Source organism: Cryptosporangium japonicum, assembly GCF_039524755.1.
GTDB lineage: Bacteria > Actinomycetota > Actinomycetes > Mycobacteriales > Cryptosporangiaceae > Cryptosporangium > Cryptosporangium japonicum.
The window spans coordinates 164,914-188,510 of record NZ_BAAAGX010000001.1 but is presented as its reverse complement, the minus strand read 5'-3'; the positions used below and the strand labels follow the sequence as shown (position 1 = coordinate 188,510).

Sequence of the window (23,597 nt, the reverse complement as noted above, 5' to 3'; positions counted from 1 at the left end):
TCGTCCTTCCCGCGGCGGAGGAGGCGAGCGTGACCGGCAAGGCGGATCGTCCGGCGCGGCGCTGGCGGCTCCGCCGGGACGCGGTCAACCCCTCGGCTCGGGCCGGGAGCCGGCGCGCGCTGCGCAAGAGCCGGCGCGGCCTGCGTGCGGTGGCGCCGTACGCGCTCGTCGCCGCGGTGGTGGCGGTGTCGTCGGTGGCGGTCTGGGCCCTGCTGGGCTCGGCGCTGCTCGGCGTCCGCACGATCACGGTCCGTGGCGAGCGCACGGTCACGTTCGAACAGGTCGCCCGCGCGGCGGCGATCCCGGTCGGGACGCCGCTGGCGCGGTTGGACACCGCCGCGGCGGCCAACCGGATCGGTGCGCTGCCCGCGGTCGCGTCCGTCCAGGTGCGGCGGGCCTGGCCGAACACCGTGGTGGTGACGATCTCCGAGCGCCGTGCGGTGGCGGTGGCCGGTCGTGGGCGCGGTTTCGTGCTGCTGGACGCGGAGGGTTTTCCGTTCCGGACGGTCATGGCCCGGCCGGGGGAGCTGCCGCTGGTCCGGGTGTCCGATCCGAAGCCCGGTGACCCGGCCACCCGGGCCGCGCTGACCGTCGCGAGTGCTCTCACGCCGGAGCTGCGCGAGCTCACCTCGGTCGTCGTGGCGGGCAACTCGCAGCGGGTGGAGGTGCGGCTCACCGACGAGCGGGTGGTGTTCTGGGGCACAGCGGCCGACAGCCCGCGCAAGGCGAAGATCGCGACCGCGCTGCTGGAGGAGTCGGGGAAGCGGATCGACGTGAGCGCCCCGGATGTCGTTACAGTTCGTTAGTTGAGTTTCGCGCTATAACTGGGGTGGCGGAACTGCACGGGGTGGCGGACCGTTCTGCTGTTGCGTAAGGCTTGACCTCGCCGGCCGGTTGAGACCGGTCAACAACGATCACTTTGGACATTTATCTCTTCTAGGGAACAATGTGGCATTGATGGTCGATTAGGGGCGGGCGCGGCGATCCTCACGAGACACGCCCGCGTGGCTGCTTGAATCACTGCCGCGCAGACGCCTACCGTCCGACTACATCAACACTTGACATAACAGTAACGCTCTACTAGAGGGTGAGAGTTCGGCCACGTGACGCTGGCCTCCATCGCTCACGGGACCATGCTCACTAGGAAGGCACACCGATGACACCTCCGCACAACTACCTGGCGGTCATCAAGGTCGTCGGCATCGGCGGCGGCGGTGTCAACGCCGTCAACCGAATGATCGAGGTGGGCCTCAAAGGGGTCGAATTCATCGCGATCAACACCGACGCCCAGGCACTGCTGATGAGCGACGCCGACGTCAAGCTCGACGTCGGCCGTGAACTCACGCGGGGTCTCGGCGCGGGCGCGAACCCGGACGTCGGCCGCAAGGCCGCCGAGGACCACAAGGACGAGATCGAAGAGGTCCTCAAGGGCGCCGACATGGTGTTCGTCACCGCCGGCGAGGGCGGTGGCACGGGCACCGGTGGCGCACCGGTCGTAGCCAGCATCGCCCGCAAGCTCGGCGCGCTGACCATCGGTGTGGTCACCCGGCCGTTCGCGTTCGAGGGCCGTCGTCGCGCGGTGCAGGCCGAGACGGGCATAGACGACCTGCGCAACGAGTGCGACACGCTGATCGTCATCCCGAACGACCGTCTGCTCTCGCTGGGCGACCGCGACATCAGCATGATGGACGCGTTCAAGATGGCCGACCAGGTGCTGCTGCAGGGTGTCCAGGGCATCACCGACCTGATCACCACGCCGGGCCTGATCAACCTCGACTTCGCCGACGTGAAGTCGGTCATGAGCGGGGCCGGTTCCGCCCTCATGGGTATCGGTTCGGCCCGCGGCGAGAACCGCGCGGTCGAGGCGGCCGAGGCGGCGATCTCCAGCCCGCTGCTCGAGGCCAGCATGGAGGGTGCGCACGGCGTGCTGCTCTCCATCGCCGGTGGGTCCGACCTGGGCCTGTTCGAGATCAACGAGGCCGCCTCGCTGGTCGCGGACGCCGCCCACCAGGACGCGAACATCATCTTCGGAACGGTCATCGACGACGCGCTCGGCGACGAGGTGCGCGTGACGGTCATCGCGGCCGGCTTCGACAGCGGGGCACCGGCGTACCGGGCGGCGACCACCCGGGTCAGCTACGCCGAGCAGCACCAGCAGCGCTACACCGACCAGTCGGGCTACGCGCCGCGGCAGCCGGCCAACAAGCCCGTCTCGGCGGCGCCGGCTCCGGCTCCTGCTCCGCAGCCCCCGGCCCCGGAGCCCGCTCCGCAGCCCAAGCGCGTCATCTTCGACGACGTCGACGTCCCCGACTTCCTCAAGAACGGGGCCTGAGATCTCCGATCGTCGTGCGGAGCTGGCGGCGAGCCTAGCCGACGTCCGGAATCGCATCGGTGCCGCCTGTGGGGACGCGGGGCGCGATCCGGCGGATGTGACGTTGATCGCGGTCACCAAGACGTGGCCGGCTTCGGACGTCGCGGAGCTGGCCGCGCTCGGTGTCCACGACGTGGCCGAGAACAAGGACCAGGAGGCTCGGGCGAAGGCTTCTTCGCTCGAGTCGCTGGACGTGCGGTGGCACTTCGTGGGCCAGCTCCAGCGCAACAAGGCCCGCTCGGTCGTGCGCTACGCCGACGTCGTGCACAGCGTGGACCGGCCCGAGCTGGTGACCGCGCTGGCGAAGGCGGCGGCCCAGCACCGGGACGCTCCGCTGGACGTGTTGGTGCAGGTCGACCTGGATTCGGCCGCCGGGCGTGGCGGCGTGGCTCCCGCCGGTGTGCTCGCGCTCGCCGCGGAGGTCGCCGCGTCGGACACGCTGCGTCTCGTCGGGCTGATGGCGGTCGCGCCGTTAGGTGGAGATCCGGATCACGCGTTCGCCCGACTCGCCGACGTGAGCCGCGCTCTGCGTGGTGAACACGCCGACGCGACGTGGATCTCGGCCGGGATGAGCGGGGATCTGGAGTCGGCTGTGCGACACGGAGCGACTCATGTGCGTGTCGGATCGGCTTTGCTCGGGAAACGAGTGTCCGGACACGGTAGTGTGAGGCCTTGAAAAAGCGGAATCACACGGGTGTCATTTAGTTCGGTCGCATCTATCGCCGACGAGGAGGAGGGGGCGCTCCATGGGTGCATGGCGGAAGGCCGGCGTCTGGCTCGGCCTCGTCGAGGACGACCCGCGCTACGAGGACGGTCCGTACGAGGACGGTCGGTATGAGTCGCGGCGCTTCGACGATCGACGCTACGCGGATGACGATCTCGATACCTATGAGGACGAGTTCGAGGAGCCTGCGCCCCGGCCCACGCGCCTGGAGCGCACTCCGGCCCGGCCGGTCAGCCGCGTTCCGGTTACGCCGGCGCCGCCGACCCACGACAACCTCGCACTCGCGCCGCAGCTGTCACTTCGCGAGAGGGCGGTGGTGAGTGACGTGAGCGAGCCCGAAGAGACGTCGTATCGGATCACCACGCTTCATCCGACGAACTACAACGAAGCGCGGATGATCGGAGAGCAGTTCCGCAATCACATTCCGGTGATCTTGAACCTCACCGAAATGGACGAGGCGGATGCCAAGCGACTGGTTGACTTCGCGGCCGGACTGACTTTCGGCCTGCGCGGTAGCATCGAGCGTGTGACCAACAGGGTCTTCCTGCTCTCGCCGGCCAACGTCACCGTCACCGCGGAGGAAAAGGCTCGGATCGCCGAGGGCGGCTTCTTCAACCAGAGCTAAGGACGACGTACTCCGTGTTGCTCGTGTGGCAGCTTGCCTATCTGCTGCTCTATTTGTTCCTTTTGGTACTTCTGGGGCGACTTGTAGCGGAGTACGTGCTTGTCTTCGCACGACGCTGGCGGCCGGGCCGCGCGGCGTCCGCGGCGCTCGAGGTCGTTTACAGCACTACCGATCCGCCACTCAAGGCGCTGCGTCGGGTGATCCCCCCGCTGAGGATCGGAAGCGTTAGCCTCGACCTCGGTTTCCTGTTGCTGCTCATGATCGTCACCATCCTCATGAGCGTGGTCCGACGGCTGTCCGAGACGGCATACTGACCGCACGCCGTCCAGCCACCCAGATGTGTCCGGAGGAGTTTCGATGCCGCTGACCCCCGCCGACGTTCATAACGTCGTCTTCAAGAAACCGCCGATCGGCAAGCGCGGTTACGACGAGGACGACGTCGACGCCTTCCTCGACGAGGTGGAGCGGGAGCTCGCCCGGCTGATCGAGGAGAACAACGACCTCAAGGCTCAGGTGGAGCGGGGCCGTACCGGTGGTCCGGCGGCCGCACCCGTGGCACCGGCCGGGGGCGACCCCGACGTCCGGCGGCTGCACGCCGAGAACGGCGAGCTCAAGAACCAGGTCGAGCGTCTCCGTCAGGAGGCCCAGCAGGCCAAGCAGGCCGCTGCGGCCGCCCAGCAGCAGGCGCAGAGCGCGCAGAGCCAGGTCACCAGCGGTGCCCTGCCCGCGGTGCCGGGTGGCGGCGGCGACGACCAGGGCGAGAAGGCGCTCCGGGTGCTGATGCTCGCGCAGCGCACCGCGGACGACCACGTCGCCGACGCGCGTCGCGAGGCCGACAAGCTGCTCTCCGAGGCACGCGCCAACGCCGAGGAGCTCACCCGGGACGCCCGGGCGAAGGCCGAGGCCCTGGAGCGCGACGCGCGCCAGCGTCACCAGGAGGCCATGGGCGGCCTCGAGGCCAAGCGCACCGCGCTGCAGAAGCACATCGAGCAGCTCAAGGCGTTCGAGCGCGAGTACCGCACCCGTCTCAAGGCCTACCTGGAGAGCCAGCTGCGTGACCTCGAGGCGCGCGGCCAGGCCACCGAGGCCGAGATCAGCCGCGAGGGCGTCGGCACGTCCAGCCTTTCCGGTGCGTTCGGCGGCCCGCACAGTGGCCTGCCTCGCTCCGGGGACATCGCCGACACCCACGGTCGCTGACCTGGCCATGCGCCCGGAGTGTCGCTGAGCCGTGATCGTCGTCAGCCTCCTTTTCGTCTGCGCGTCAGCCGTGCTATTGGGCGCGGGGGTCGTGCAGACGAGTGATGGCTTCGTTCTGGCCTCCATCGCAACCTGTCTGCTCGCGGGCGTGTTCCTGGCGTTCGGCATCCGCCGGCAACGCGCCCGTGTGGCGGCAGCCGCTGCGCCCGGAGAGCCAGAGGCGAACGCGGCTCCGGCGCTGTTACGGGTCAAAGCGGAGCGGCTCATCGCCGTGGAGGAGCCGGCCGATCAGCGGTCGGCTCCGGACCGTCGGCGTTCTGACGACCAGCAGTACCGGGGCCCGTCCGGGGAGCGCCCGTCCTCTTCAGCGGGGTCGCCGTCTTCGGGCGGGCCGACGTCTGGTGGGCCGTCTTCGGGTGGGCCGTCTTCGGGTGGGCAGCCTTCCTCGGGTGGGCCGTTCTCGTCCGGTGGGGCGTCTTCGGCGGGGCGGTCGGAGTTTTCCGGGCGGGGTGAGTACGCGGGGCGGCCGGAGTACGCGGCGCGGCCGGAGTACGCGGCGCGGGCCGAGCAGCCGGGGCGGCCGGGGCCGCAGCGGTCGCACGAGGAGTACCGGCCCGACTACCGCCACGACCAGTACCGCCGCCCCGATCAGCAGCCGGCAGCGGCGGGGGCGGGCTATTCGCACCCGAGTTCCGGGCCGCCGGGTTCTGGGCCGGTGAGTTCCGGGCCGGCGGGTTCTGGGCCGGTGGGGTCGGCGCATGCGGGTTCTCCGCAGTCGAGTTCGGCGCATCCGACCAGCCCGGCGCGGCCTACGGGTCCAGCGCGATCGACATCGGGCGGGCCTGCGCACGCATCGGCGGGTGGGCCCGGGCACACTTCGCGGCCGTCCGACCCCTGGGCGGAGGCCGGACGGCCCAACCGGTCGCAGCAACCGACCCCGGGTCGGCCCGTTTCGCCGTCCTCGGTGCACCAGCCGACCGGCGGGCACCGTCCTCCGCATCCCCGCGATGGTGACGTCCGCGACCGGACCGCGCCCGGGTATGCGTCCGGTCCCAGCGGCTACGGCCCGTCCACCCGGCCGTCGCCGGGTCCGCGTTCGTCCGGGCGGGATGTGCCTGGGCGGGATTCGGCTGCGCCGCATTCGCCTGGGCCGCATTCGCCTGGGCCGCATTCGCCTGGGCCGCATTCGGGCGGGCCGCATTCGGGCGGGCCGCATTCGGGCGGGCCGCATTCGGCTGGGCCGCATTCGGCTGGGCCGCCTTCGGGCCCGCATTCGGCGGGGGCGGGGCGATCGGGGCGGGCGGGGCAGGCGTCGAGCCAGGGGCAGCAGTATCCGGGGCAGCAGCGCGGATCCATCCGGCCCGAGCGTGACCGCGACATGTACGCGGTACCGGCCGACGTGATCAACGAGGCCAGGGCCACCGCCGCCGAACGAGCGACCTCCGAGACCGCCGAGACGGTCGTGGTCACCGACGCCGACGTCGTAGCCGAGGTGATCGACACCCCGGCGTCGAGCCTCCCACCCGACTTCGAGCAGGCAGGCGAGGGCGAACCCACGGATTCGGTTGTTCTGGACGCCCAGCCCGTACTGCTGGTGTCCTCCACCCGCGTGGAACCGGACTCCCCGTCCCAGAACCCTCCCTCCGACCGCCGCACCGTTCCCACCCAGGGCACCGAGCCGAGCCGTGGCGGGCCGCCCGGCCGCGGCGGGGCTCCCGGCCGTGCCGGCGATTCGAGTCGCGGTGCCGAGGCGGGCCGTCGCCCGGATTCCGATCGCCGTGTCGGTTCCGAGCATCCGGCCCAGTCCGACCGGTGGGCCGAATCCGACCGCCGGGCTGAGTCCGAGCGGCGCTTCGAGCCCGACCGCCGGGCTGAGTCCGAGCCTGAGCCCCAGCGGCGCTTCGAGCCCGACCGCCGGGCGGAGTCCGAGCGGCAGGCTGAGAACGAGCGCTGGGCTGAGAACGAGCGGCGAGCCGAGTCCGAGCGGCGGGTCGAAGGTGTGCGGCAGGCCGAGGCCGAGCGGCGAGTGGAGGCTGAGCGTCGGGCCGAGTCCGAGCGGCGGGTCGAAGGTGTGCGCCAGGCCGAGGCCGAGCGGCGGGCCGAAGCCGAGCGGCGAGCTGAGGCTGAGCGTCGGGCGGAGTGGGGGCCGGATTCGGCGGGGGATACCGAGCCGATCACCGAGCCGTTCACGATCCCGACGGCCCGTACCGAGGCACCGACTCGCACCGAAGCGCCGGCCGAACCCGCGGGCACGGCACGCGCCGCGGCCGAGTCTCGCTGGTTCGGGGGCGGCGGCCAGTCCGCGACCACCCAGAACCCGCCCCGGCGCGAGCCGGAACCCCCGAGCACCTCACCCACGGCGTGGAACACCGCCCCGAGTGGAACACCGTCCGACCCAGGCGCATCCCCGGCCGCGCCGAGTGCATCACCCACGGGCCCGAGCGGGTGGAACGCCACTTCGAGCGCGACACCGTCCGCCCCAGGGGCCTCCCCGGCCACGCCGAGCGCATCACCCACCACCGCCCAGGGCGCATCCTCGGCCGGGTCGAACGCCTCCGCGGGCGGCCTTCCCCGTCCTACCGGGGACGACACCGACCCCGAACCCGCCGCCGAGCTCCTCCTCTCCTCCGAGAAAAAGAAGCTCGCCGGCGCGGAAGAACCCGTCCTCGTGGTCGACGGGCGACCCCGCTACCACCTCGCGCCCTGTCCCCAGCTCGACGACCGCCAGACGGTCGAGCTCACCGCCGGCACCGCGATTGATCTCGGGTTCACTCCGTGTAGCCGGTGCGCGGCCGCGACCCGACTCCTGGTGACCCTCCGTCGGTGACTCAGCGTGAAGTCGACAGCGATCGCTTCGTCGTCGCCGTCCGGGTGAAACCCGGCGCTTCCCGTCCTCGGGTGGGCGGCTCGCACGGCTCGGCGCTCGTCGTCGCGGTCACCGCGCGGGCGGTCGAGGGCCGGGCCACCCGAGCGGTCCTCGAGGCCGTCGCCGAGGCCTTCGGGGTCCGCCCCTCCAGTGCGACGCTCCTGGCCGGCCGCACCAGCCGCGACAAGCTGATCGCGCTGTCCCCGGCACCCGCGGATGCGGCGTCCCGGCTGGCCGTTCTGCGCGGCGAATGACGCCCGCCAGGTTTGAGAATCCCGTTCGTCACGGTATGTGAGAGAAGACTCACAGTGCGAACAGGCGCCGACTGACGGAGGCTGTTCGCCGACACGAGCGTGTACGGCGTCAGCATTGGTGCGCGTCGCATTGTCGGGCGGGCATCGGCTACGTATCCTGAGCGCTCTGACCAACCGCCGGGCTAGGCACGGCGAACCTGGGCGGAGGTGGCCGCGTATGGCCGAGCAGGCGAAGGCCACGAAAGAGACCCCACGGCGGGCGGCGGCGAAGACCGGCACCCGCCGGACGACGCGTACCGCGACGGCGGGCGGCACGGCGGCGGAGACACCGGCTCCGCGTACCCGGGCCAAGTCCGAGGCCGCGGCGTCGGGCCGGAAGGCGGCGGCTCCGGTCGCCGACAGCAGGCACGACGAGTTGCGCGGCGTCCTCGAGGCGCGGCTGCACGAGCTCACCACCGAGCACGACGAGGCGGTCGTCGCGCTGACCGACCTGCAGCGCAGCCGGGTGGCCGACGGGGCCGGCGACGACCAGGCCGACACGGGCACCAAGACGTTCGAGCGCGAGCAGGAGCTGTCGCTCGTCCACGGGCTGCGTGAACGCGTCCAGCAGGTGGAGCACGCGCTGGCGCGGCTGGCGGAGGGCAAGTACGGCTCGTGCGAGCGGTGCGGCAACCCCATCCCCACGGCCCGGCTCGAGGCGTTCCCCAGCGTGACGCTCTGCGTGAGCTGCAAGCAGATCGAGGAACGCCGCTGAGCCGGGAAGCCGTCGAGCCGGTCGCGCCCGCACGCGGAGCGTCGCCGACCATCCGTGGCCGGTGGACGTTCGCGGTGGTGGCGCTGGTGGCCCTGGCGCTCGACCTGGGCAGCAAGCTGGTCGTCGTCGCCGAACTCGAGGACACCGGTCACCCACCGGTCCAGGTGCTGCCCGACGTCCTCTATCTGGTGCACACCCGCAACACGGGTGCGGCGTTCTCGCTCGGGTCGAGCTACACCTACGTCCTGACCGCGATCGCGATCGCGGTCATCGTGGTCATCCTCCGTAGCGCGCGGCGGCTGGCCTCCACCGGGTGGGCGGTCGCGCTCGGACTGGTCCTCGGCGGGGCCTGCGGGAACGTCGTCGACCGGCTGTTCCGCGACGGCGGTGGGGTCGTCGACTTCCTCGCGCTCGTCGACCCGTTCGACCCGCCGTGGCCGGTGTTCAACGTCGCCGACGCCTGCCTGTGCGTCGGCGTCGCGATCCTGGTCGGGATGGAGCTGACCGGACGCCGGATCGACGGGTCACGGGCGGCGAAGACCGGGCGGGCGTCGGAGGCCGGAGACCGGCCGGGGCACAATTGAGGGATGACTGAAGTCGTCCGCGGCGAGCACCGTTCCCTTCCGGTCCCCGACGGACTGGAGGGAATGCGCCTGGACGCCGCGCTGGCCCGCCTGTTCGGCTTGTCGCGCACCGCGGCGGCCGGGGTGATCGAGTCCGGCGACGTGTACCTCGACGGCTCTCCGGCCGCGAAGTCCGACCGGGTTTCGGGAGGCGCCTGGCTCGACGTCACGCTGCCGGCGCCGCCCGCTCCGCCCACCGCGAACCCGGAGCCCGTGCCCGGTCTGCGTGTCGTCTACTCCGACGACCACATCGTCGTCGTCGACAAGCCGGTCGGGGTCGCCGCGCACCCGAGCCCGGGCTGGACCGGGCCCACCGTGGTCGGTGGTGTCGCGGCCATGGGGTACCGCATCGCGACGTCCGGCGCGGCCGAGCGGCAGGGCGTCGTGCACCGGCTCGACGCCGGCACCACCGGGCTGATGGTGCTGGCCACCAGCGAGCGCGCGTACACGCTGCTCAAGCGGGCGTTCAAGGAGCGCGAGGTCAGCAAGGTCTACCACGCGCTGGTGCAGGGCCACCCCGATCCGTCGCGCGGCACGATCGACGCGCCGATCGACCGGCACCCCTCGTCGGACTGGCGGTTCGCGGTGGTGGCCGGGGGCAAGCCGAGCGTCACCCACTACGACTCGTTGGAGGCGTTCCGGGCGGCGTCGCTACTGGAGGTGACGCTGGAGACCGGTCGCACCCACCAGATCCGGGTGCACTTCTCGGCGCTGCGTCACCCCTGCGTCGGTGACCTGACGTACGGCGCCGACCCCACGCTGGCCGCCCGGCTGGGGCTGACGCGCCAGTGGCTGCACGCGATGCGGCTGGGCTTCGACCACCCCGACACCGGCGAGTGGGTCGAGTTCACCAGCGAGTACCCGGCCGACCTGCAGGCGGCGCTGGACACGGTCCGCGCGGAGTCGTGAGAGCCGTCCTGCTCCGGCTCGGCCGCGGTGCCCGTCGGCTGTCCCGGTCCTGGACCGCGCTGATCACGCTGGTGCTGGTGGTGGCGCTCGTCGTCGTCGCCTACCGGGCGGGAACCCGCACGGCGCCGGTCGACGACACGGTCGGGAACGTGCCGCGGGTCGGGCCGGCGGACGGTCAGGCGGTCGACGCGTACCGGACGGCGGTGTCGGCCGAGCTGGCCGCACTGCCCGCCGGGCAGCCGGTCTGGGCGTTGGTCGCCCTCTCGGCCTACCAGCGGCCGGGCGCCCTGCCCGCGCTGCTCGACGGCTACGCGGTGAGCCGGGTGGTGGCCCGGGTGCCGCTGCCGGGTGTGCAGACCCAGCTGGTGACGCTCGTCGTCGACCGGCTGGCGGTGGACGTCCCGGCCGGGATGAACCGGATCGCGTCGGACAAGGAGCGGGCCGCCGCGGACGCCGCCACCGCCGCGAAGTCCGCCCCGTCGGCCGACCTGACGGCGGTCTACACGGCGGCGGCCGACGTGCAGCGCCGGGAGGCCGTCGCCTACCGGCAGCTGTGCGCGTGCGTGTACGCGGCCGTGGTGCGGGCGGCGCCCGACCGGCTGCGTGCGCTGGCGCAGCGGCCGGGAATCCGGGTGGTCGACCCGGCGCCGGAGGTCTCCCGGCTGGATCGGGCGACGTTCGTGCCGTTGCTGCCCGAGCAATCCGGAACTGTCGGTCCGCCGTCCGATAATTCAGCCGGCCCGAGCACGACGCCGTCCCCGACGGCCGCCGGCTGAGCCGCACCGCCCCGAACGTCGTTCCGCGCCACCCTCGTTCACTCTGGAAAGGCCTGTCGAGCATGCACATGAAGACCCCTCTCGGATCACTCTGGGTGACGGTGGTGGCCCGTGCGGACCTGCCCGCGGTGTTCGCGCTGCGTCACGAAGTTTTTGTCGTCGGGCAGGGGGTGCCCGCCGCCATCGAGCGCGACGAGCTCGACGACACCGCGGTGCACGTCGGCGCCTACGAGGTCGATCCGGAGGCACCGGCCGGGGCGCAGCCGCGGCTGGTCGGCACCGGCCGGCTGGTCGGCGAACCACCCGAGCCCGGCCGGGTCGGCCGGATGGCCGTCCGCGCCGACGCCCGGCGCGGCGGTGTGGGCACGGCCGTGCTCCGCGGGCTCGAGCGGGCCGCGATGCGCCGCGGCCACCCCGGGATCGTGCTCCACGCCCAGCGGCACGCGGCCGATTTCTACGAGAAGGCCGGCTACACGGCGGCCGGGCCGGAGTTCGACGAGGCCGGTATCCGGCACGTCGAGATGCGCAAGGAGCTGCCGCTCGTCCGTCCGGTCACCGATGCCGACTCGGCCGGGCTGATCGAGCTGATCGGCACCACCTGGGGCGAGTACCCCGGCTGCGTCCTCGACATCGACGGCGAGGAACCCTGGCTGCGGGCACCGGGCAGCTACTACGCCGCCAACGGCGGGCGCATGTGGGTGGCGGAGCTGCGTGGCGCGATCGTCGGCTCGATCGCCCTGCGGCCCGGCCCCGACGACACCGCCGAGCTCAAGAGCCTCTACGTCGGGGCGGCCGCGCGCAGGCACGGGCTCGGCGAGGTGCTCACCTCGCTGGTGGAGGACGAGGCCCTCGCCCGCGGGGTGCGTCAGCTGGAGTTGTGGACCGACACCCGCTTCGCCGACGCCCACCGGTTCTACGCCCGGCTCGGGTACACCCGGCTCCCCGGTAGCCGGGAACTGCACGACTTGTCGAACACCGTCGAATACCCGTTCGTGAAGACGTTCCCCTACACCGCGGATCTCGCCGGATGAGCGATGAGATCGCGACGGACGAGCACAACGGGGCAGAAGATACGTAGTCTTGCGGTGAGCTGATCGCAGATGCGTCCGAACGGGGAGGTGCCGGTGGGGCCCACTGAGCCCGCCGACCGGGGCGAGGCGGTCAGGCGCTGGCGCGCGTTACTCGGCCGGCCACGCAGCCGGCCGCGCCCGGCGGGCATCGCGCCGCCGCTCGCGCCCCCGCTGGTTCCGCCACCCCCCGCACCGACGCTGGTGCCACCGGCGCAGCGGGTCGGTGAGCCACCCCCGATCCCGGTCCAGCCGGTCGCGCCGCCGTTGCCGCCCGCGCTCGTGGGCACGGTGCCGGTCACGCAGGCGCTGGAGATGATCCGGGCCGACGTCGGCGCACCGAAAGCGGTGGCGTTCGTCAACCCCAAGGGCGGCGTCCACAAGACCACCGCCACCGTGCTGGCCGCGGCGACGCTCGGCAGCGTGCGCGGCGGCGGGGTGCTGGCCTGGGACGACAACGAGCTGCGCGGCACGCTCGGGTTGCGCGCGGGCACTGCTCGGCACGCCCGCACGATCAAGCACCTGATCGGTGACCTGCCCGGCGTCGAGACCGCGATCGGGCAGGGGCAACCGATCCGGGAGGTGTTGGAGAACTACCTGCGCCACTCGTCCGACGGGTCGTTCGACGTGCTGGCCGGCGACGAGGACCCGCGGGTGGCCAGGCACCTCAACCCCGACGTCGTGCAGCGCCTGATGACGTTGCTGACCAGCGCGTACGACATCGTGTGCGTCGACACCGGCAACAACGTCGAGAGCGCGAACTGGAAGACGGTGATCCAGCGGAGCGACCGGATGGTGGTCACGACGCTGCCGCGCGAGGACGCGGCGTTCACCGCCGACTGGATGCTCGACCTGCTCGAGGAGGACGGCCACGCCGACCTGGTCGCCGACGCGGTGACGGTGCTGAGCTGCCCCAGCCCGATCCGCTCGCCGCTGCTGGAGGAGCTGGTCGAGCACTTCGCGCAGCGGACGCGCGCGGTCGCCGTCATCCCCTACGACCCGGCGCTGGAATCCGGGTCGACGATCGCGTTCTCGCAGATCGCCGACGTCACCCGCCGGGCCTGGCTCGATGCGTCAGCGGCCCTCGTCCAAGGATGGGGACGATGAGCACTATGGTTGACGTGTGCGCCAGGAATCGCCGAGGCCGTCGGACGGCGTGACCCCGCCGCCCGCGCCCGAGCCCGGTCCGGGCCCGCATCCCGGCTTCGGCGCCGAGCTCGTACCGGTCACCCGTCGTCGTCACGGCGCCGAGGACGAGCCCGATGACCCGGTGGCCCTCTCGCCCGCCGCGCTCTGGGCCGGTCTGCGTGCCTCGGTGGCGTGGGGCGACCTGGTGGCGGCCGTGATCCTGGCCCTGGTGCTCGCCGCGACCGGGCTCGGCACCGGCGCGCTCTGGTCCTGGATCGGGCCGCACGTCCCGGTGCTGATGACGGCGAACGGGCCGATCCTCGCCGAGTACTACGGGGAGTCCTCGGCCGGTCAGCAGGCGACCTTCGGGGGGCTCGCGCTCGTGGTCGGCCTGCTCGCCGGCCCGATCGCCTACGTGATCCGCCGGCGCCGCGGCCCGATCGTGCTGATCGGCCTGGCCGCCGGATGCCTGGCGGCCGCGTGGATCAGCTGGAAGTTCGGCGTCTGGGTCGGGCAGTCGGAGTACGAGTCACTGCTGCAGATCGCGGCTCCGGGCCGCGAGTTCGAGATGCCGGTGGAGCTGGACGCCCGGGGGCTGCTGTTCCTCGAGCCGCTCGTCGCGGTGCTCGGGTACGTGCTGGTCGCGGCCTGGTCGCGCTACCCCGACCTGAAAGCCGACCCCACCCTCAACCGCGAGCACGGACGCCACTGGGGTTCCCGCCCCCCGGACCAGTGAGGGCTCAGTTGGGCGACTGCACCACCTGGAGCTCGGCGAGCGGCACCGGCACCGCGCGCAGCCGCGAGAGCATGGTGGCCTCGCGCTTCAACAGCCGCAGCTCCCGGCGCAGCCGGCTGACCGGTTCGTCGATCGCCAGCAGGCTCTGCTGGTCGTCGAGCGTCAGCGGTGCGGCCGACCCGACCAGGTAGGACAACATCGAGGGGTCGGTGGGCAGCGGCAGGGCCGGCAGCACGGGGCGGCCGTCGTCGTCGCGCGCGGAGCGGTCCCCGGCCTCGCCGGCGCGCAGCGTCGCGTGCAGGAGCGTGCGGCAGCGCGCGAACACCTCGCGCACACCGGCCGCCAGCACCTCGGCCTCCTCGTCCGCGGGTGCGTCGGCCGTCTCTTCCGGCAGCCGCTCGACCCGCGCGCGCAGGTAGGGCACGTCGCCGCCGGACGGCAGCACCTCCAGCAGCTGGAACCGGTCCCGGCCGACGTTGACCACGTCGAAGCGCCCGTCACGGTAGGGGTGGACCTGCCGGAGTTCGGCGGTGCAGCCCACCTCGTAGAGAGCGGTCACGGCGTCCTCGCCGACCTCCCAGCCCTGCCGGATCGCACACACACCGAACTGGCGGGAACCGGTGTCGGCGGCCATCAGGTCGCGGATCAGGGCCCGGTACCGCGGCTCGAAGATGTGCAGCGGGAGCACCACTCCCGGGAACAGGACGGTGCCGAGCGGAAACAGCGGGATGATCTCGGCCACGTCTCCAGCGTAGGAGCGGAGCCGCGAGCGTGCGCGCTGAAACCGTACGCTGCGTCGGTTACCACATTCTCTTTCGGGTAGGGGCGACCGTTGGGCGCGTCACCACGGGGCAAAACCTGTCGGGGCGCTCCGTAGACTCGTACCCGTGCTGACCCGAATCGACCTCCGCGGTACGGCTGCCGAGCGCAGCACCGCCGACCTGCGGGGAGTATTGCCCCGCGCCGCCTTCGACGTCGACTCCGCCGTCGAACAGGTCCGTCCGGTCGTGTCGGCGATTCATCGCGAGGGCCTGCCCGCCGTGCTCGAGGCGAGCCGCCGGTTCGACGGCGTGGAGGCCACCGGCGTCCGCGTGCCGGCCGAGGCGATCGCGGCGGCCGAGGCCGGCCTCGACGCCGGCGTGCGCGACGCGCTGCGCGAGTCGATCCGGCGCGCCCGCCTGGTCCACGCCGATCAGCGGCGTACCGACGTCACCACCCGGGTCGTGCCCGGCGGCACGGTCACCGAGCGGTTCGTGCCGGTCGGCCGGGTCGGCCTCTACGTCCCCGGCGGGCTGGCGGTCTACCCGTCGAGCGTCGTGATGAACGTGGTGCCGGCCCAGGCGGCCGGTGTCCCGTCGCTGGCCGTCGCGTCGCCGCCGCAGAAGGAGTTCGGTGGCCTGCCCCACCCGACGATCCTGGCGGCCTGCGCGCTGCTCGGGGTCGACGAGGTGTACGCGGTCGGCGGCGCCCAGGCCATCGCGGTGTTCGCGTACGGGCTCGACGACGCCGGCGACGGTGCGGGCCCGGTCGAGCCGGTCGACGTCGTCACCGGCCCCGGCAACGTCTACGTCACCGCGGCCAAGCGGCTGCTGCGCGGAATCATCGGCATCGACTCGGAGGCCGGCACCACCGAGATCGCCGTCCTCGCGGACGACACCGCCGACCCGGTGCACGTCGCCGCCGACCTGATCAGCCAGGCCGAGCACGACCCGGCCGCCGCGTCGGTGCTGGTCACCGCGTCCACCGCGCTGGCCGACGCGGTCGAGGCCGAGGTCGTGCGTCAGGTGTCGATCACCAAGCACGTCGAGCGGGTGCGTGCCGCGCTGTCCGGTCCGCAGTCGGGCATCGTCCTGGTCGACGATCTGGAGCAGGGCCTGCGCGTGGTCGACGCCTATGCCGCCGAGCACCTGGAGATCCAGACCGCCGACGCCGGCGCGGTGGCCGCGCGGGTGCGCAACGCCGGCGCGATCTTCGTCGGTGCCTGGTCGCCGGTGTCGCTCGGCGACTACTGCGCCGGGTCCAACCACGTGCTGCCCACCGGCGGCTGCGCGCGGCACTCGTCCGGGCTGTCCGTGCAGACGTTCCTGCGCGGGATCCACGTCGTGGAGTACACCGAGGAGGCCTTGCGCGAGGTCGCCGGTCACGTGACCACGCTCGCCGACGCCGAGGACCTCCCGGCGCACGGTGCGGCCGTCCGGGCCCGGTTCGCCCGATGACCGCTCCCGGCCCGGACGGGCGGTGGGCGGGGCGCGATGTGACCCTCGCCGAACTCCCGATCCGCGACGAACTCAAGGGCAGCGAACCGTACGGTGCGCCCCAGCTCGACGTCCCGGTCGCGCTGAACACGAACGAGAACTCCTACCCGGTGCCCGACGTCGTCGTCGAGGCGATCGTGGCCGCGGTGCGGGCCGAGGCCGCCGGCCTCAACCGGTACCCCGACCGGGAGGCCGTCGCGCTCCGCGAGGAGCTGGCGCGCTACCTCGGCCACGGGCTCACCGTGCACAACCTCTGGGCCGCCAACGGTTCCAACGAGGTGCTGCAGGAGCTGCTGCAGGTGTTCGGCGGCCCCGGGCGCACCGCGCTGGGCTTCACGCCCGCGTACTCGATGCACCCGATCCTGGCGCTGGGCACCGGCACCGCGTGGGTCGACGGCCGGCGGAACGCCGACTTCTCGGTCGACGCCGAGAGCGCCGCCGCCGACGTCCGCAGGCACGACCCCGACGTCGTGTTCCTCTGTTCGCCGAACAACCCGACCGGCACCGCGCTCGGGCTCGACGTCGTGGAGGCGGTGCTGGGCGCGTCCCGCGGCATGGTCGTCGTCGACGAGGCCTACGCGGAGTTCGCCCGCGAGGGCACGCCGAGCGCGTTGACGCTGCTCGGCGCGAGCCACCGGCTGGTCGTCACCCGCACGATGAGCAAGGCGTTCGCGCTGGCCGGGGCCCGGCTCGGTTACCTGGCCGCCGATCCGGCCGTGGTCGACGCGATCCGGCTGGTCCGGTTGCCCTACCACCTCTCGTCGGTCACCCAGGCCACGGCCCTGGCCGCGCTCGCGCACGCCGACGTGCTGCTGGCCACCGTGGAGGCGATCAAGGAGCAGCGGGACCGGATCGTCACCGCGCTGCGCGACCGCGGCCTCGACGTCGTCCCCAGCGACGCGAACTTCGTGCTCTTCGGCGGCCTCGGCGACCAGAAAGCGGTCTGGCGGCGGGTGCTCGAGGCCGGGGTGCTCATCCGTGACGTCGGCCTGCCCGGCTACCTGCGGGTCACCGCGGGCACCCCGGCCGAGACCGACGCGTTCCTCGCGGCGCTCGACGCCGCCCTGACCGAGAAGGGCCAGCAATGAGCCGCACCGGACGCATCGAGCGAGCGACCGGCGAGTCGAAGGTACTCGTGGAAATCGACCTCGACGGGTCGGGGAAGTGCGACATCTCCACCGGCGTCGGCTTCTACGACCACATGCTCAACCAGCTCGGCAAGCACGGCGGGTTCGACCTGACCGTGCAGACCGTCGGCGACCTGCACATCGACGCGCACCACACGGTGGAGGACACCGCGATCGCGCTCGGGCAGGCGTTCAACCAGGCGCTGGGCGACAAGGCGGGCATCCGCCGGTTCGGCGACGCGCTGGTGCCGCTCGACGAGGCGCTGGTGCAGGTCGCGGTCGACCTGGCCGGGCGTCCGTACCTGGTGCACGAGGAACCCGCGGTGATGGAGGTCGCCCAGATCACCGGGTCCGGTTCCGTCTTCCCGGCGACGTTGGTCCGCCACATCTGGGAGGCGTTCACCTACAACGCCTCGATCGCGCTGCACGTGCTCGTCCGCTCCGGGCGCGACCCGCACCACATCGCGGAGTCGCAGTTCAAGGCCGTGGCCAGGGCGCTGCGTGACGCGACCGCGTACGACCCGCGGGTGCAGGGCATCCCGTCGACGAAGGGGCGGTTGTCCGGATGAGCCGGCGGGTCGTCGTACTGGACTACGGGTCGGGCAACCTGCGCTCGGCCGAGCGAGCCCTCGAGCGGGCCGGCGCCGATGTGACGGTCACGCCCGACCTGGGCGCCGCCGCCGAGGCCGACGGCCTGGTCGTGCCGGGCGTCGGCGCGTTCGCCGCGGTCATGGCCGGCATCGAGAAGCTCGGCGCGCAGGACGTCATCCACGCGCGGGTCGCGGATTCCCGGCCGGTGCTCGGCATCTGCGTCGGCATGCAGGTGTTGTTCGACTACGGCGTCGAGCACGGGGTGCGCACCCACGGGCTGGGCGTCTTCGCCGGTGGCGTCACCCGGCTCACCGCGCGGCGCATCCCGCACATGGGGTGGAACACGATCGACGTCGGCGCCGGTTCGCAGCTGTTCCGCGGCGTCGAGGACGAACGGTTCTACTTCGTCCACTCGTACGCCGCGCCGGCCGCCGGCGTCGAGGGTGTGCTCACCACCGCCACCCACGACGAGCCGTTCCTGGCCGCGATCGAGCGCGACGCGGTGGCGGCGACCCAGTTCCACCCGGAGAAGTCCGGCGACGCCGGTGCTGCGGTTCTCGCGAACTGGGTACGAGACCTGCCATGACGACCACGGTGGAACCCCGATGACCAGCAAGGCGCGGGCGCTGGCGCGGGCCGCCCGCGAGGCGGAGGCCGAGCGGCGGCGGCGCGAGGCCGAGCGCCGCACCCGGCGGCGGGCGATCCTCACCGCCCCGTACCGCGCGGTCCGCGCCGTCCTCCCCGGCCGTGCCGGAGCCGGGCGGCGGGGGCGCACCGGGAAGCTGCGTTCGCGGCGTGACCGGGCCCAGGTCGCGACGATCGCGACCGGCCTGATCGTCCTGCTGCTCGTCGTGTGGGTCACGCTCGACTCACTGTCGCTGCGGATCGGCGCGACGATCCTCGCGTTACTGCTGACGCCCGTCCTGCTTGCTCTGACCCGTACTGATTACTCCCGGAGTGTGCGCTAGATATGACCAGGCTCGAGCTGCTCCCCGCGGTCGACGTCGCCGACGGCCAGGCCGTCCGGTTGGTGCAGGGGGAGGCCGGCAGCGAGACGTCGTACGGCGACCCGCTGGAGGCCGCCCTCACCTGGCAGCGCGACGGCGCCGAGTGGATCCACCTCGTCGACCTCGACGCCGCGTTCGGCCGCGGCTCCAACGCCGCCCAGCTGGCCGAGGTCGTGAAGGCCGTCGACGTGCAGGTCGAGCTCTCCGGCGGCATCCGCGACGACGCCTCGCTGCGTGCCGCGCTGGCCACCGGCTGCCGGCGGGTCAACATCGGCACCGCCGCGTTGGAAGACCCGGAGTGGTGCGCCAAGGCGATCGCCGAGCACGGCGACCGGATCGCGGTCGGCCTCGACGTCCGGGGCACGACGCTGTCCGCGCGGGGCTGGACGAAGGACGGCGGCGAGCTGTTCGAGGTGCTGGCCCGGCTCGACGCCGAGGGCTGCGCGCGGTACGTCGTCACCGATGTGCGCCGTGACGGCACGCTGACCGGCCCGAACGTCGAGCTGCTGAAGTCGGTGTGCGCGGCGACCGACCGGCCGGTGATCGCGTCCGGCGGGGTGTCCACGCTCGACGACCTGCGTGAGCTCGCGACGCTGGTGCCGATCGGCGTCGAGGGCGCGATCGTCGGCAAGGCGCTCTACGCCGGGGCGTTCACGCTGCCCGAGGCGCTCGCGGCGGTCGCGGAATGACGGTCGCGGTCCGGGTCATCCCGTGCCTGGACGTCGACAAAGGCCGGGTCGTCAAGGGCGTGAACTTCACCCGGCTGCGTGACGCCGGTGACCCGGTCGAGCTGGCCCGCGCCTACGACGCCGCCGGGGCCGACGAGCTGACGTTCCTCGACATCACCGCGTCCTCGTCCGGGCGGGAGACCACGTACGACGTGGTGCGTCGCACCGCCGAGACGGTGTTCATCCCGCTGACGGTCGGCGGCGGGGTGCGCACCACCGACGACGTCGACGCGCTGCTGCGTGCCGGGGCCGACAAGGTCGGCATCAACACCGCGGCGATCGCGCGGCCGGAGTTGCTGCGTGAGGCCGCGGAGCGGTTCGGGTCCCAGTGCGTCGTGCTCTCGGTGGACGCCCGGCGCGTGGTCGACGGCCCGCCCACCCCGAGCGGTTTCGAGGTGACCACGCACGGAGGCCGGCGGGGCACCGGCATCGACGCGGTCGAGTGGGCCGCGCGGGGCCAGGAGTTCGGGGTCGGCGAGATCCTGCTGAACTCGATGGACGGCGACGGCACGAAGGACGGGTACGACCTGCCGCTGATCACCGCGGTGCGCAAGGTCGTCGACGTGCCGGTGATCGCGTCCGGTGGGGCCGGGGCGCTCGAGCACTTCCCACCCGCGATCGCCGCCGGCGCCGACGCCGTGCTGGCCGCCAGCGTCTTCCACTTCGGCGAGTTGACGATCGGCGAGGTCAAAGCCACCCTCCGCGCCGACGGCACGCCGGTCCGCTAGCAATGACGACGGCCCCCGCCGAAGGCGGGGGCCGTTGCTCCGACGTGGAGCCCTCTCAGGGCGGTGTTCCGAGAGGGCCGTGCACTCAAAGTTGCAGCAGGCGTCCGATCACCTCGCGGTGGCGCAGCAGGGCGACGCGGAGGTCCTCGGTGCCGTCGGCGGCCTCGGCGGCGTCGGTCACCGAGCGACGCAGCCGCTCCAGGCCGCGCCCGATCTCGCCGATCGAGTCCTCCAGCACGACGCTGGCTTCGCGCACCGCGCTCTCCGGGTCGTCGACGAACGCCGACTGCACGCCGAACCACCGCTCGCGCACGGTCGCCGCGTACTCGGCCTCCAGCAGCGGCTGGACGTCCGGGCGCGCGGCGGCGCTACCGGCGTCGCGTCCGCCGTTGAGGCCCGAGCGGGCACCGCTGCCGCCGGCGGGACGCCCGGCGGGCACCAGGCCCGCGGTGCCGTCACCGGCCGGCGCTCCGGCCCCGGGGCCACCCGCGCCGACCGGCCCCGCGGCGGGAGCGGCACCCGAGCCGGGCGCACCCGCGCTGGTGCTGCCGGGAGCGGAGACACCCGTACCGGACGCACCGGCGCTGCTCGGCGATCCGGTGCCGAACGTCGGGTTCGTGCTCGGCGTGCTGGTGGCGCCGGGCGGCGGCGTCGACGATCCGCTCGACGCGCTGCCGGGGGCGGACGACGGTGATGCGGTGCTGCCCGGCGAGCCGGGGCCGCGCTGGGCCGGCGTCACCGGCGGCGTGCTGCGGGTGCTGTCACCCGGCCGGTCGCTCGTGTCGACGTCTGGCACTCGAGACTCCTGTCCTTTGCTCCGTTGTAGGGCCGCCCAGAGGTTGTCGACGACCTCCTCGGCCGACTGGCCCGACGGGTCGGACCCGGCAAGGGACGTCCGCGAACGGTCACCGGGTTGCATCTGAAAGGTCCTCTCCTCATGACGGGACCGCGAAGCGCCGGCCGGCGGTTGATCCCCGCACCGACGGCAACCTCGGGTAACCGCGGGGCGACGGTATCGTCCGGGAAAACGGGGCCCAGCGGCGGCTCCGGCGAACACCCGGATCGCCGGCACCGGAAACGCACGTTACCAGGGGCTATTGGGGTGACTGTCGTTTTCCGGGTCGGGGATCACACCCCCAGGTCGGTGCCACGCAGCCGCGCGACGGCCTCGGTGTCGCCCTCGATCGTCACCCGCGCGTGCTCCTGGCGGCCGAAGCAGAACAGCACCAGCTCGGCCGGCTCGCCCGCCACCTTGACCATCGGCTCGCCCGGCTTGGCGATCCGCTCGCCGTGCCCCGGTGCGACCAACCGCACGCCGGTCGGCGCGGACCGCAGCAGCGCCCTGGCCGCGCGGAGCGTCCCCCAGAGTTCTTTCTGGACGGCCGGGCCCAGCGGACGCGGTTCCCAGCCGTCCTGCGCCCGCCGGACGTCCTCGTGGTGGATGAACATCTCGGCGGTGTTCGCGAGCCCGTCGACCCCGGGCAGCCCGAACGGGCTCAGCCGCGGCGGGCCGGAGCGCAGTTCGGAGATCAGCCGCTCGAAGCCGCGCTCGCGCAGCGCGCCCAGCCGGACGCGGTCGGTGTGCCCGGCGAACGCGCCGAGCCGGACGCCGGGCAGGCTGTCCGGGCGTCGCTCCCGGACGACCAGGTGAGCGACCAGGTCGGCGGTGGTCCACCCGGCGCAGAGCGTCGGGGCGTCCGGGCCGAGGGCCTCGAACAGGTCGGCGAGGGCGGCGCGCTCGGACTGGGCGATCGTCGGCATGTCCGCAGCCTAGACCCGCACTAGCCGCTCGGCAGGTCCAGTGGAGCGGTCAGGTACCGCTGGAGCGTGGGGCCGATGCCCGCGACGAGTTCGTCCGGGGTGGCCTGCACCATCGCCGGCAGTTTCAGCAGGTAACGGGTCATGATGAGGCCGGCCATCTGCGAGGCCACCATGCCGGTGCGCAGCTCGGGCCGGTCGGCGTCGATCGCCTTCACCACGTTCGCGAAGATCGCCCGGGTGGCGAACTCGCGGAACATCGTGGCCGCCTTCTCCTGGGTCATCGCGCTACGCAGCAGCGCGGCGAACGGGTTGTAGTCGCCGGCGGAGTCCCAGATCGTCACCATGAGACGGACGATGCGCTCGCCGATGCCGTCCAGGCCGGGCTCGAGGATCGCGGGCAGCACCGAGCTGGGGTCGAACGGCAGCTCCATCGCGGCGACGAAGAGCTGTTCCTTCGTGCCGTAGTAGTGGTGCACGAGCGCGGGGTCGACCCCGGCCTTGCCGGCGATGCCCCGGATCGTCGCGCCGTCGTAGCCGGATTCGCTGAACGCGGCGCGGGCGGCGTCGAGGATCGCCTCCTGCGTCCCCGAACCGCCGCCCGGTCGTCGTCCGGTACGTGCCATGCAGTGCGGTTCCTATTCTGTGCGGCGCCGCAGGGTCGCGGCCGCCAGTGCCAGCGCGGCGAGCGCCGCACCGCCGACGATCACGATGTCGCGCACCAGCACGCCGGTGATGTCGGTCTGCGCGGTGACCTCGTTGAGCGCGTCCACCGCATAACTCATCGGTAGCACGTTACTGATCGCTTCGAGCCAACCGGCCATCGCCTCGCGCGGCGCGAACAACCCGCAGAGCAGGAGCTGGGGCAGCACGAACGCCGGCATGAACTGCACGGCCTGGAACTCGGTGCGGGCGAACGCGCTGACCCACAGCCCCAGCGCCATGCCGAGCACGGCGTCGGCCACCGCGATGACCACGACCAGCCAGGCCTGGCCCCGCGTCTCGAGCCCGAGCAGCCAGTACGCGGTCGCGCACGCCACCGCGGCCTGCACGGCGGCCGCGAGCGCGAACGCGATCCCGTAGCCGAGCAGCAGGTCGAGCTTGCCCAGCGGGGTGGTGAGCAGGCGCTCCAGCGTGCCGCTGGTGCGCTCACGCAGCATCGCGACGCTGGTGACCAGGAACATGATGATGAACGGGAAGACGCCGAGCAGCGCCGGCGCGAGGCGGTCGAACAGTGCCTCGCTGTTGAAGACGTAACGCAACAGCACCATCAGGACGCTCGGGACGACGAGCAGCATCGCGACCGTGCGCCGGTCACGCAGCAACTGGGTGAGCACCCGGCGGGCGGTGGCGGCGGTGACGCGGGGCGACAT

Annotated in this window: 27 protein-coding genes; 22 read left to right on the top strand and 5 right to left on the bottom strand. The window is 72.7% G+C overall.

Annotated elements, in window-relative coordinates; translation table 11 throughout:
- Positions 1 to 29 precede the first annotated feature (29 nt).
- The 15 genes from ABD437_RS00890 to ABD437_RS00820 all read left to right on the top strand — a co-directional run bounded on the left by ABD437_RS00890 (position 30) and on the right by ABD437_RS00820 (position 14,030).
- Positions 30 to 806, top strand: coding sequence for a cell division protein FtsQ/DivIB (locus tag ABD437_RS00890; protein ID WP_344646760.1), 777 nt, complete (start codon positions 30 to 32; stop codon positions 804 to 806).
- Positions 807 to 1,156: 350 nt separating this feature from the next.
- Positions 1,157 to 2,332: a cell division protein FtsZ gene (gene ftsZ / locus ABD437_RS00885; RefSeq protein WP_344646759.1), complete on the top strand. Its 1,176-nt coding sequence runs from the start codon at positions 1,157 to 1,159 to the stop codon at positions 2,330 to 2,332.
- Between the two features lies 1 nt (position 2,333).
- Complete coding sequence (locus ABD437_RS00880) at positions 2,334 to 3,047, top strand: YggS family pyridoxal phosphate-dependent enzyme (RefSeq protein ID WP_344646808.1); 714 nt, start codon at positions 2,334 to 2,336, stop codon at positions 3,045 to 3,047.
- A gap of 70 nt (positions 3,048 to 3,117) precedes the next feature.
- Positions 3,118 to 3,720 carry a cell division protein SepF gene (locus ABD437_RS00875; protein WP_035857057.1) on the top strand — a complete coding sequence of 201 codons (603 nt, stop codon included), beginning with the start codon at positions 3,118 to 3,120 and terminating at the stop codon, positions 3,718 to 3,720.
- 14 nt (positions 3,721 to 3,734) lie between these two features.
- Positions 3,735 to 4,034: a YggT family protein gene (locus ABD437_RS00870; RefSeq protein ID WP_035857056.1), complete on the top strand. Its 300-nt coding sequence runs from the start codon at positions 3,735 to 3,737 to the stop codon at positions 4,032 to 4,034.
- A 43-nt stretch (positions 4,035 to 4,077) separates the two neighbouring features.
- A complete protein-coding gene (locus ABD437_RS00865; protein WP_344646758.1) occupies positions 4,078 to 4,917 on the top strand; it encodes a DivIVA domain-containing protein in 840 nt (279 codons plus the stop codon).
- A gap of 1,378 nt (positions 4,918 to 6,295) precedes the next feature.
- Entirely contained in the window at positions 6,296 to 7,744 is a 1,449-nt protein-coding gene (locus ABD437_RS00860) for a hypothetical protein (RefSeq protein ID WP_344646757.1), read from the top strand.
- A complete protein-coding gene (locus ABD437_RS00855; RefSeq protein ID WP_344646756.1) occupies positions 7,741 to 8,037 on the top strand; it encodes a DUF167 domain-containing protein in 297 nt (98 codons plus the stop codon). The genes ABD437_RS00860 and ABD437_RS00855 overlap by 4 nt, the downstream gene beginning before the upstream one ends.
- A gap of 217 nt (positions 8,038 to 8,254) precedes the next feature.
- Positions 8,255 to 8,791, top strand: a complete 537-nt coding sequence (locus ABD437_RS00850; protein ID WP_344646755.1) for a TraR/DksA family transcriptional regulator — start codon at positions 8,255 to 8,257, stop codon at positions 8,789 to 8,791.
- 77 nt (positions 8,792 to 8,868) lie between these two features.
- On the top strand, positions 8,869 to 9,375 hold the full coding sequence (lspA, locus tag ABD437_RS00845) for a signal peptidase II (RefSeq protein ID WP_344646754.1): 507 nt from the start codon (positions 8,869 to 8,871) through the stop codon (positions 9,373 to 9,375).
- Positions 9,376 to 9,378: 3 nt separating this feature from the next.
- On the top strand, positions 9,379 to 10,323 hold the full coding sequence (locus ABD437_RS00840; protein ID WP_344646753.1) for an RluA family pseudouridine synthase: 945 nt from the start codon (positions 9,379 to 9,381) through the stop codon (positions 10,321 to 10,323).
- Positions 10,320 to 11,099 (top strand): hypothetical protein, encoded by a 780-nt coding sequence (locus tag ABD437_RS00835; protein ID WP_344646752.1) that lies wholly within the window; start codon positions 10,320 to 10,322, stop codon positions 11,097 to 11,099. The genes ABD437_RS00840 and ABD437_RS00835 overlap by 4 nt, the downstream gene beginning before the upstream one ends.
- Positions 11,100 to 11,167: 68 nt before the next feature.
- On the top strand, positions 11,168 to 12,130 hold the full coding sequence (locus tag ABD437_RS00830) for a GNAT family N-acetyltransferase (RefSeq protein ID WP_344646751.1): 963 nt from the start codon (positions 11,168 to 11,170) through the stop codon (positions 12,128 to 12,130).
- A 93-nt stretch (positions 12,131 to 12,223) separates the two neighbouring features.
- Entirely contained in the window at positions 12,224 to 13,273 is a 1,050-nt protein-coding gene (locus tag ABD437_RS00825) for a MinD/ParA family ATP-binding protein (RefSeq protein WP_425558060.1), read from the top strand.
- A 16-nt stretch (positions 13,274 to 13,289) separates the two neighbouring features.
- Positions 13,290 to 14,030: a DUF2567 domain-containing protein gene (locus ABD437_RS00820; protein ID WP_344646750.1), complete on the top strand. Its 741-nt coding sequence runs from the start codon at positions 13,290 to 13,292 to the stop codon at positions 14,028 to 14,030.
- Between the two features lie 4 nt (positions 14,031 to 14,034).
- On the opposite strand, the gene ABD437_RS00815 is transcribed toward ABD437_RS00820, so the two are convergent.
- Positions 14,035 to 14,772, bottom strand: a complete 738-nt coding sequence (locus ABD437_RS00815; RefSeq protein ID WP_344646749.1) for an LON peptidase substrate-binding domain-containing protein — start codon at positions 14,770 to 14,772, stop codon at positions 14,035 to 14,037.
- Between the two features lie 145 nt (positions 14,773 to 14,917).
- Here ABD437_RS00815 and hisD point away from each other — a divergent pair, with 145 nt between their 5' ends.
- From hisD to hisF, 7 genes are read left to right on the top strand one after another with little or no spacing between them, the layout of a single operon-like run.
- Positions 14,918 to 16,246, top strand: coding sequence for a histidinol dehydrogenase (gene hisD / locus ABD437_RS00810; protein WP_344646748.1), 1,329 nt, complete (start codon positions 14,918 to 14,920; stop codon positions 16,244 to 16,246).
- Entirely contained in the window at positions 16,243 to 17,373 is a 1,131-nt protein-coding gene (locus ABD437_RS00805) for a histidinol-phosphate transaminase (RefSeq protein WP_344646747.1), read from the top strand. The genes hisD and ABD437_RS00805 overlap by 4 nt, the downstream gene beginning before the upstream one ends.
- Complete coding sequence (gene hisB / locus ABD437_RS00800) at positions 17,370 to 17,981, top strand: imidazoleglycerol-phosphate dehydratase HisB (RefSeq protein WP_344646746.1); 612 nt, start codon at positions 17,370 to 17,372, stop codon at positions 17,979 to 17,981. The genes ABD437_RS00805 and hisB overlap by 4 nt, the downstream gene beginning before the upstream one ends.
- Positions 17,978 to 18,589, top strand: coding sequence for an imidazole glycerol phosphate synthase subunit HisH (hisH, locus tag ABD437_RS00795; protein WP_344646745.1), 612 nt, complete (start codon positions 17,978 to 17,980; stop codon positions 18,587 to 18,589). The genes hisB and hisH overlap by 4 nt, the downstream gene beginning before the upstream one ends.
- A gap of 19 nt (positions 18,590 to 18,608) precedes the next feature.
- Complete coding sequence (locus ABD437_RS00790) at positions 18,609 to 18,971, top strand: hypothetical protein (protein ID WP_344646744.1); 363 nt, start codon at positions 18,609 to 18,611, stop codon at positions 18,969 to 18,971.
- A gap of 2 nt (positions 18,972 to 18,973) precedes the next feature.
- Complete coding sequence (gene priA, locus ABD437_RS00785; protein ID WP_344646743.1) at positions 18,974 to 19,699, top strand: bifunctional 1-(5-phosphoribosyl)-5-((5-phosphoribosylamino)methylideneamino)imidazole-4-carboxamide isomerase/phosphoribosylanthranilate isomerase PriA; 726 nt, start codon at positions 18,974 to 18,976, stop codon at positions 19,697 to 19,699.
- Entirely contained in the window at positions 19,696 to 20,466 is a 771-nt protein-coding gene (gene hisF, locus ABD437_RS00780) for an imidazole glycerol phosphate synthase subunit HisF (protein WP_344646742.1), read from the top strand. The genes priA and hisF overlap by 4 nt, the downstream gene beginning before the upstream one ends.
- 85 nt (positions 20,467 to 20,551) lie before the next feature.
- Here hisF and ABD437_RS00775 read toward each other — a convergent pair whose 3' ends face one another.
- From ABD437_RS00775 to ABD437_RS00760, 4 genes are all read right to left on the bottom strand, one after another.
- Entirely contained in the window at positions 20,552 to 21,262 is a 711-nt protein-coding gene (locus ABD437_RS00775; RefSeq protein ID WP_344646741.1) for a hypothetical protein, read from the bottom strand.
- Between the two features lie 332 nt (positions 21,263 to 21,594).
- Positions 21,595 to 22,227, bottom strand: coding sequence for a TIGR03085 family metal-binding protein (locus ABD437_RS00770; RefSeq protein WP_344646740.1), 633 nt, complete (start codon positions 22,225 to 22,227; stop codon positions 21,595 to 21,597).
- 20 nt (positions 22,228 to 22,247) lie between these two features.
- Positions 22,248 to 22,850, bottom strand: a complete 603-nt coding sequence (locus ABD437_RS00765; RefSeq protein WP_344646739.1) for a TetR/AcrR family transcriptional regulator — start codon at positions 22,848 to 22,850, stop codon at positions 22,248 to 22,250.
- A 12-nt stretch (positions 22,851 to 22,862) separates the two neighbouring features.
- A complete protein-coding gene (locus tag ABD437_RS00760; protein ID WP_344646738.1) occupies positions 22,863 to 23,597 on the bottom strand; it encodes an ABC transporter permease in 735 nt (244 codons plus the stop codon).

What these genes read in the sequence shown, in the direction of transcription:
- ftsZ (WP_344646759.1), top strand. Translation starts at nt 1,157, where the DNA reads ATGACACCTCCGCACAACTACCTGGCGGTCATCAAGGTCGTCGGCATC.
- ABD437_RS00875 (WP_035857057.1), top strand. Translation starts at nt 3,118, where the DNA reads ATGGGTGCATGGCGGAAGGCCGGCGTCTGGCTCGGCCTCGTCGAGGAC.
- ABD437_RS00865 (WP_344646758.1), top strand. Translation starts at nt 4,078, where the DNA reads ATGCCGCTGACCCCCGCCGACGTTCATAACGTCGTCTTCAAGAAACCG.
- ABD437_RS00860 (WP_344646757.1), top strand. Translation starts at nt 6,296, where the DNA reads ATGTACGCGGTACCGGCCGACGTGATCAACGAGGCCAGGGCCACCGCC.
- ABD437_RS00850 (WP_344646755.1), top strand. Translation starts at nt 8,255, where the DNA reads ATGGCCGAGCAGGCGAAGGCCACGAAAGAGACCCCACGGCGGGCGGCG.
- ABD437_RS00840 (WP_344646753.1), top strand. Translation starts at nt 9,379, where the DNA reads ATGACTGAAGTCGTCCGCGGCGAGCACCGTTCCCTTCCGGTCCCCGAC.
- ABD437_RS00830 (WP_344646751.1), top strand. Translation starts at nt 11,168, where the DNA reads ATGAAGACCCCTCTCGGATCACTCTGGGTGACGGTGGTGGCCCGTGCG.
- ABD437_RS00805 (WP_344646747.1), top strand. Translation starts at nt 16,243, where the DNA reads ATGACCGCTCCCGGCCCGGACGGGCGGTGGGCGGGGCGCGATGTGACC.
- hisB (WP_344646746.1), top strand. Translation starts at nt 17,370, where the DNA reads ATGAGCCGCACCGGACGCATCGAGCGAGCGACCGGCGAGTCGAAGGTA.
- hisH (WP_344646745.1), top strand. Translation starts at nt 17,978, where the DNA reads ATGAGCCGGCGGGTCGTCGTACTGGACTACGGGTCGGGCAACCTGCGC.
- ABD437_RS00790 (WP_344646744.1), top strand. Translation starts at nt 18,609, where the DNA reads ATGACCAGCAAGGCGCGGGCGCTGGCGCGGGCCGCCCGCGAGGCGGAG.
- priA (WP_344646743.1), top strand. Translation starts at nt 18,974, where the DNA reads ATGACCAGGCTCGAGCTGCTCCCCGCGGTCGACGTCGCCGACGGCCAG.
- hisF (WP_344646742.1), top strand. Translation starts at nt 19,696, where the DNA reads ATGACGGTCGCGGTCCGGGTCATCCCGTGCCTGGACGTCGACAAAGGC.
- ABD437_RS00770 (WP_344646740.1), bottom strand. Translation starts at nt 22,227, where the DNA reads ATGCCGACGATCGCCCAGTCCGAGCGCGCCGCCCTCGCCGACCTGTTC.
- ABD437_RS00765 (WP_344646739.1), bottom strand. Translation starts at nt 22,850, where the DNA reads ATGGCACGTACCGGACGACGACCGGGCGGCGGTTCGGGGACGCAGGAG.
- ABD437_RS00760 (WP_344646738.1), bottom strand. Translation starts at nt 23,597, where the DNA reads ATGTCGCCCCGCGTCACCGCCGCCACCGCCCGCCGGGTGCTCACCCAG.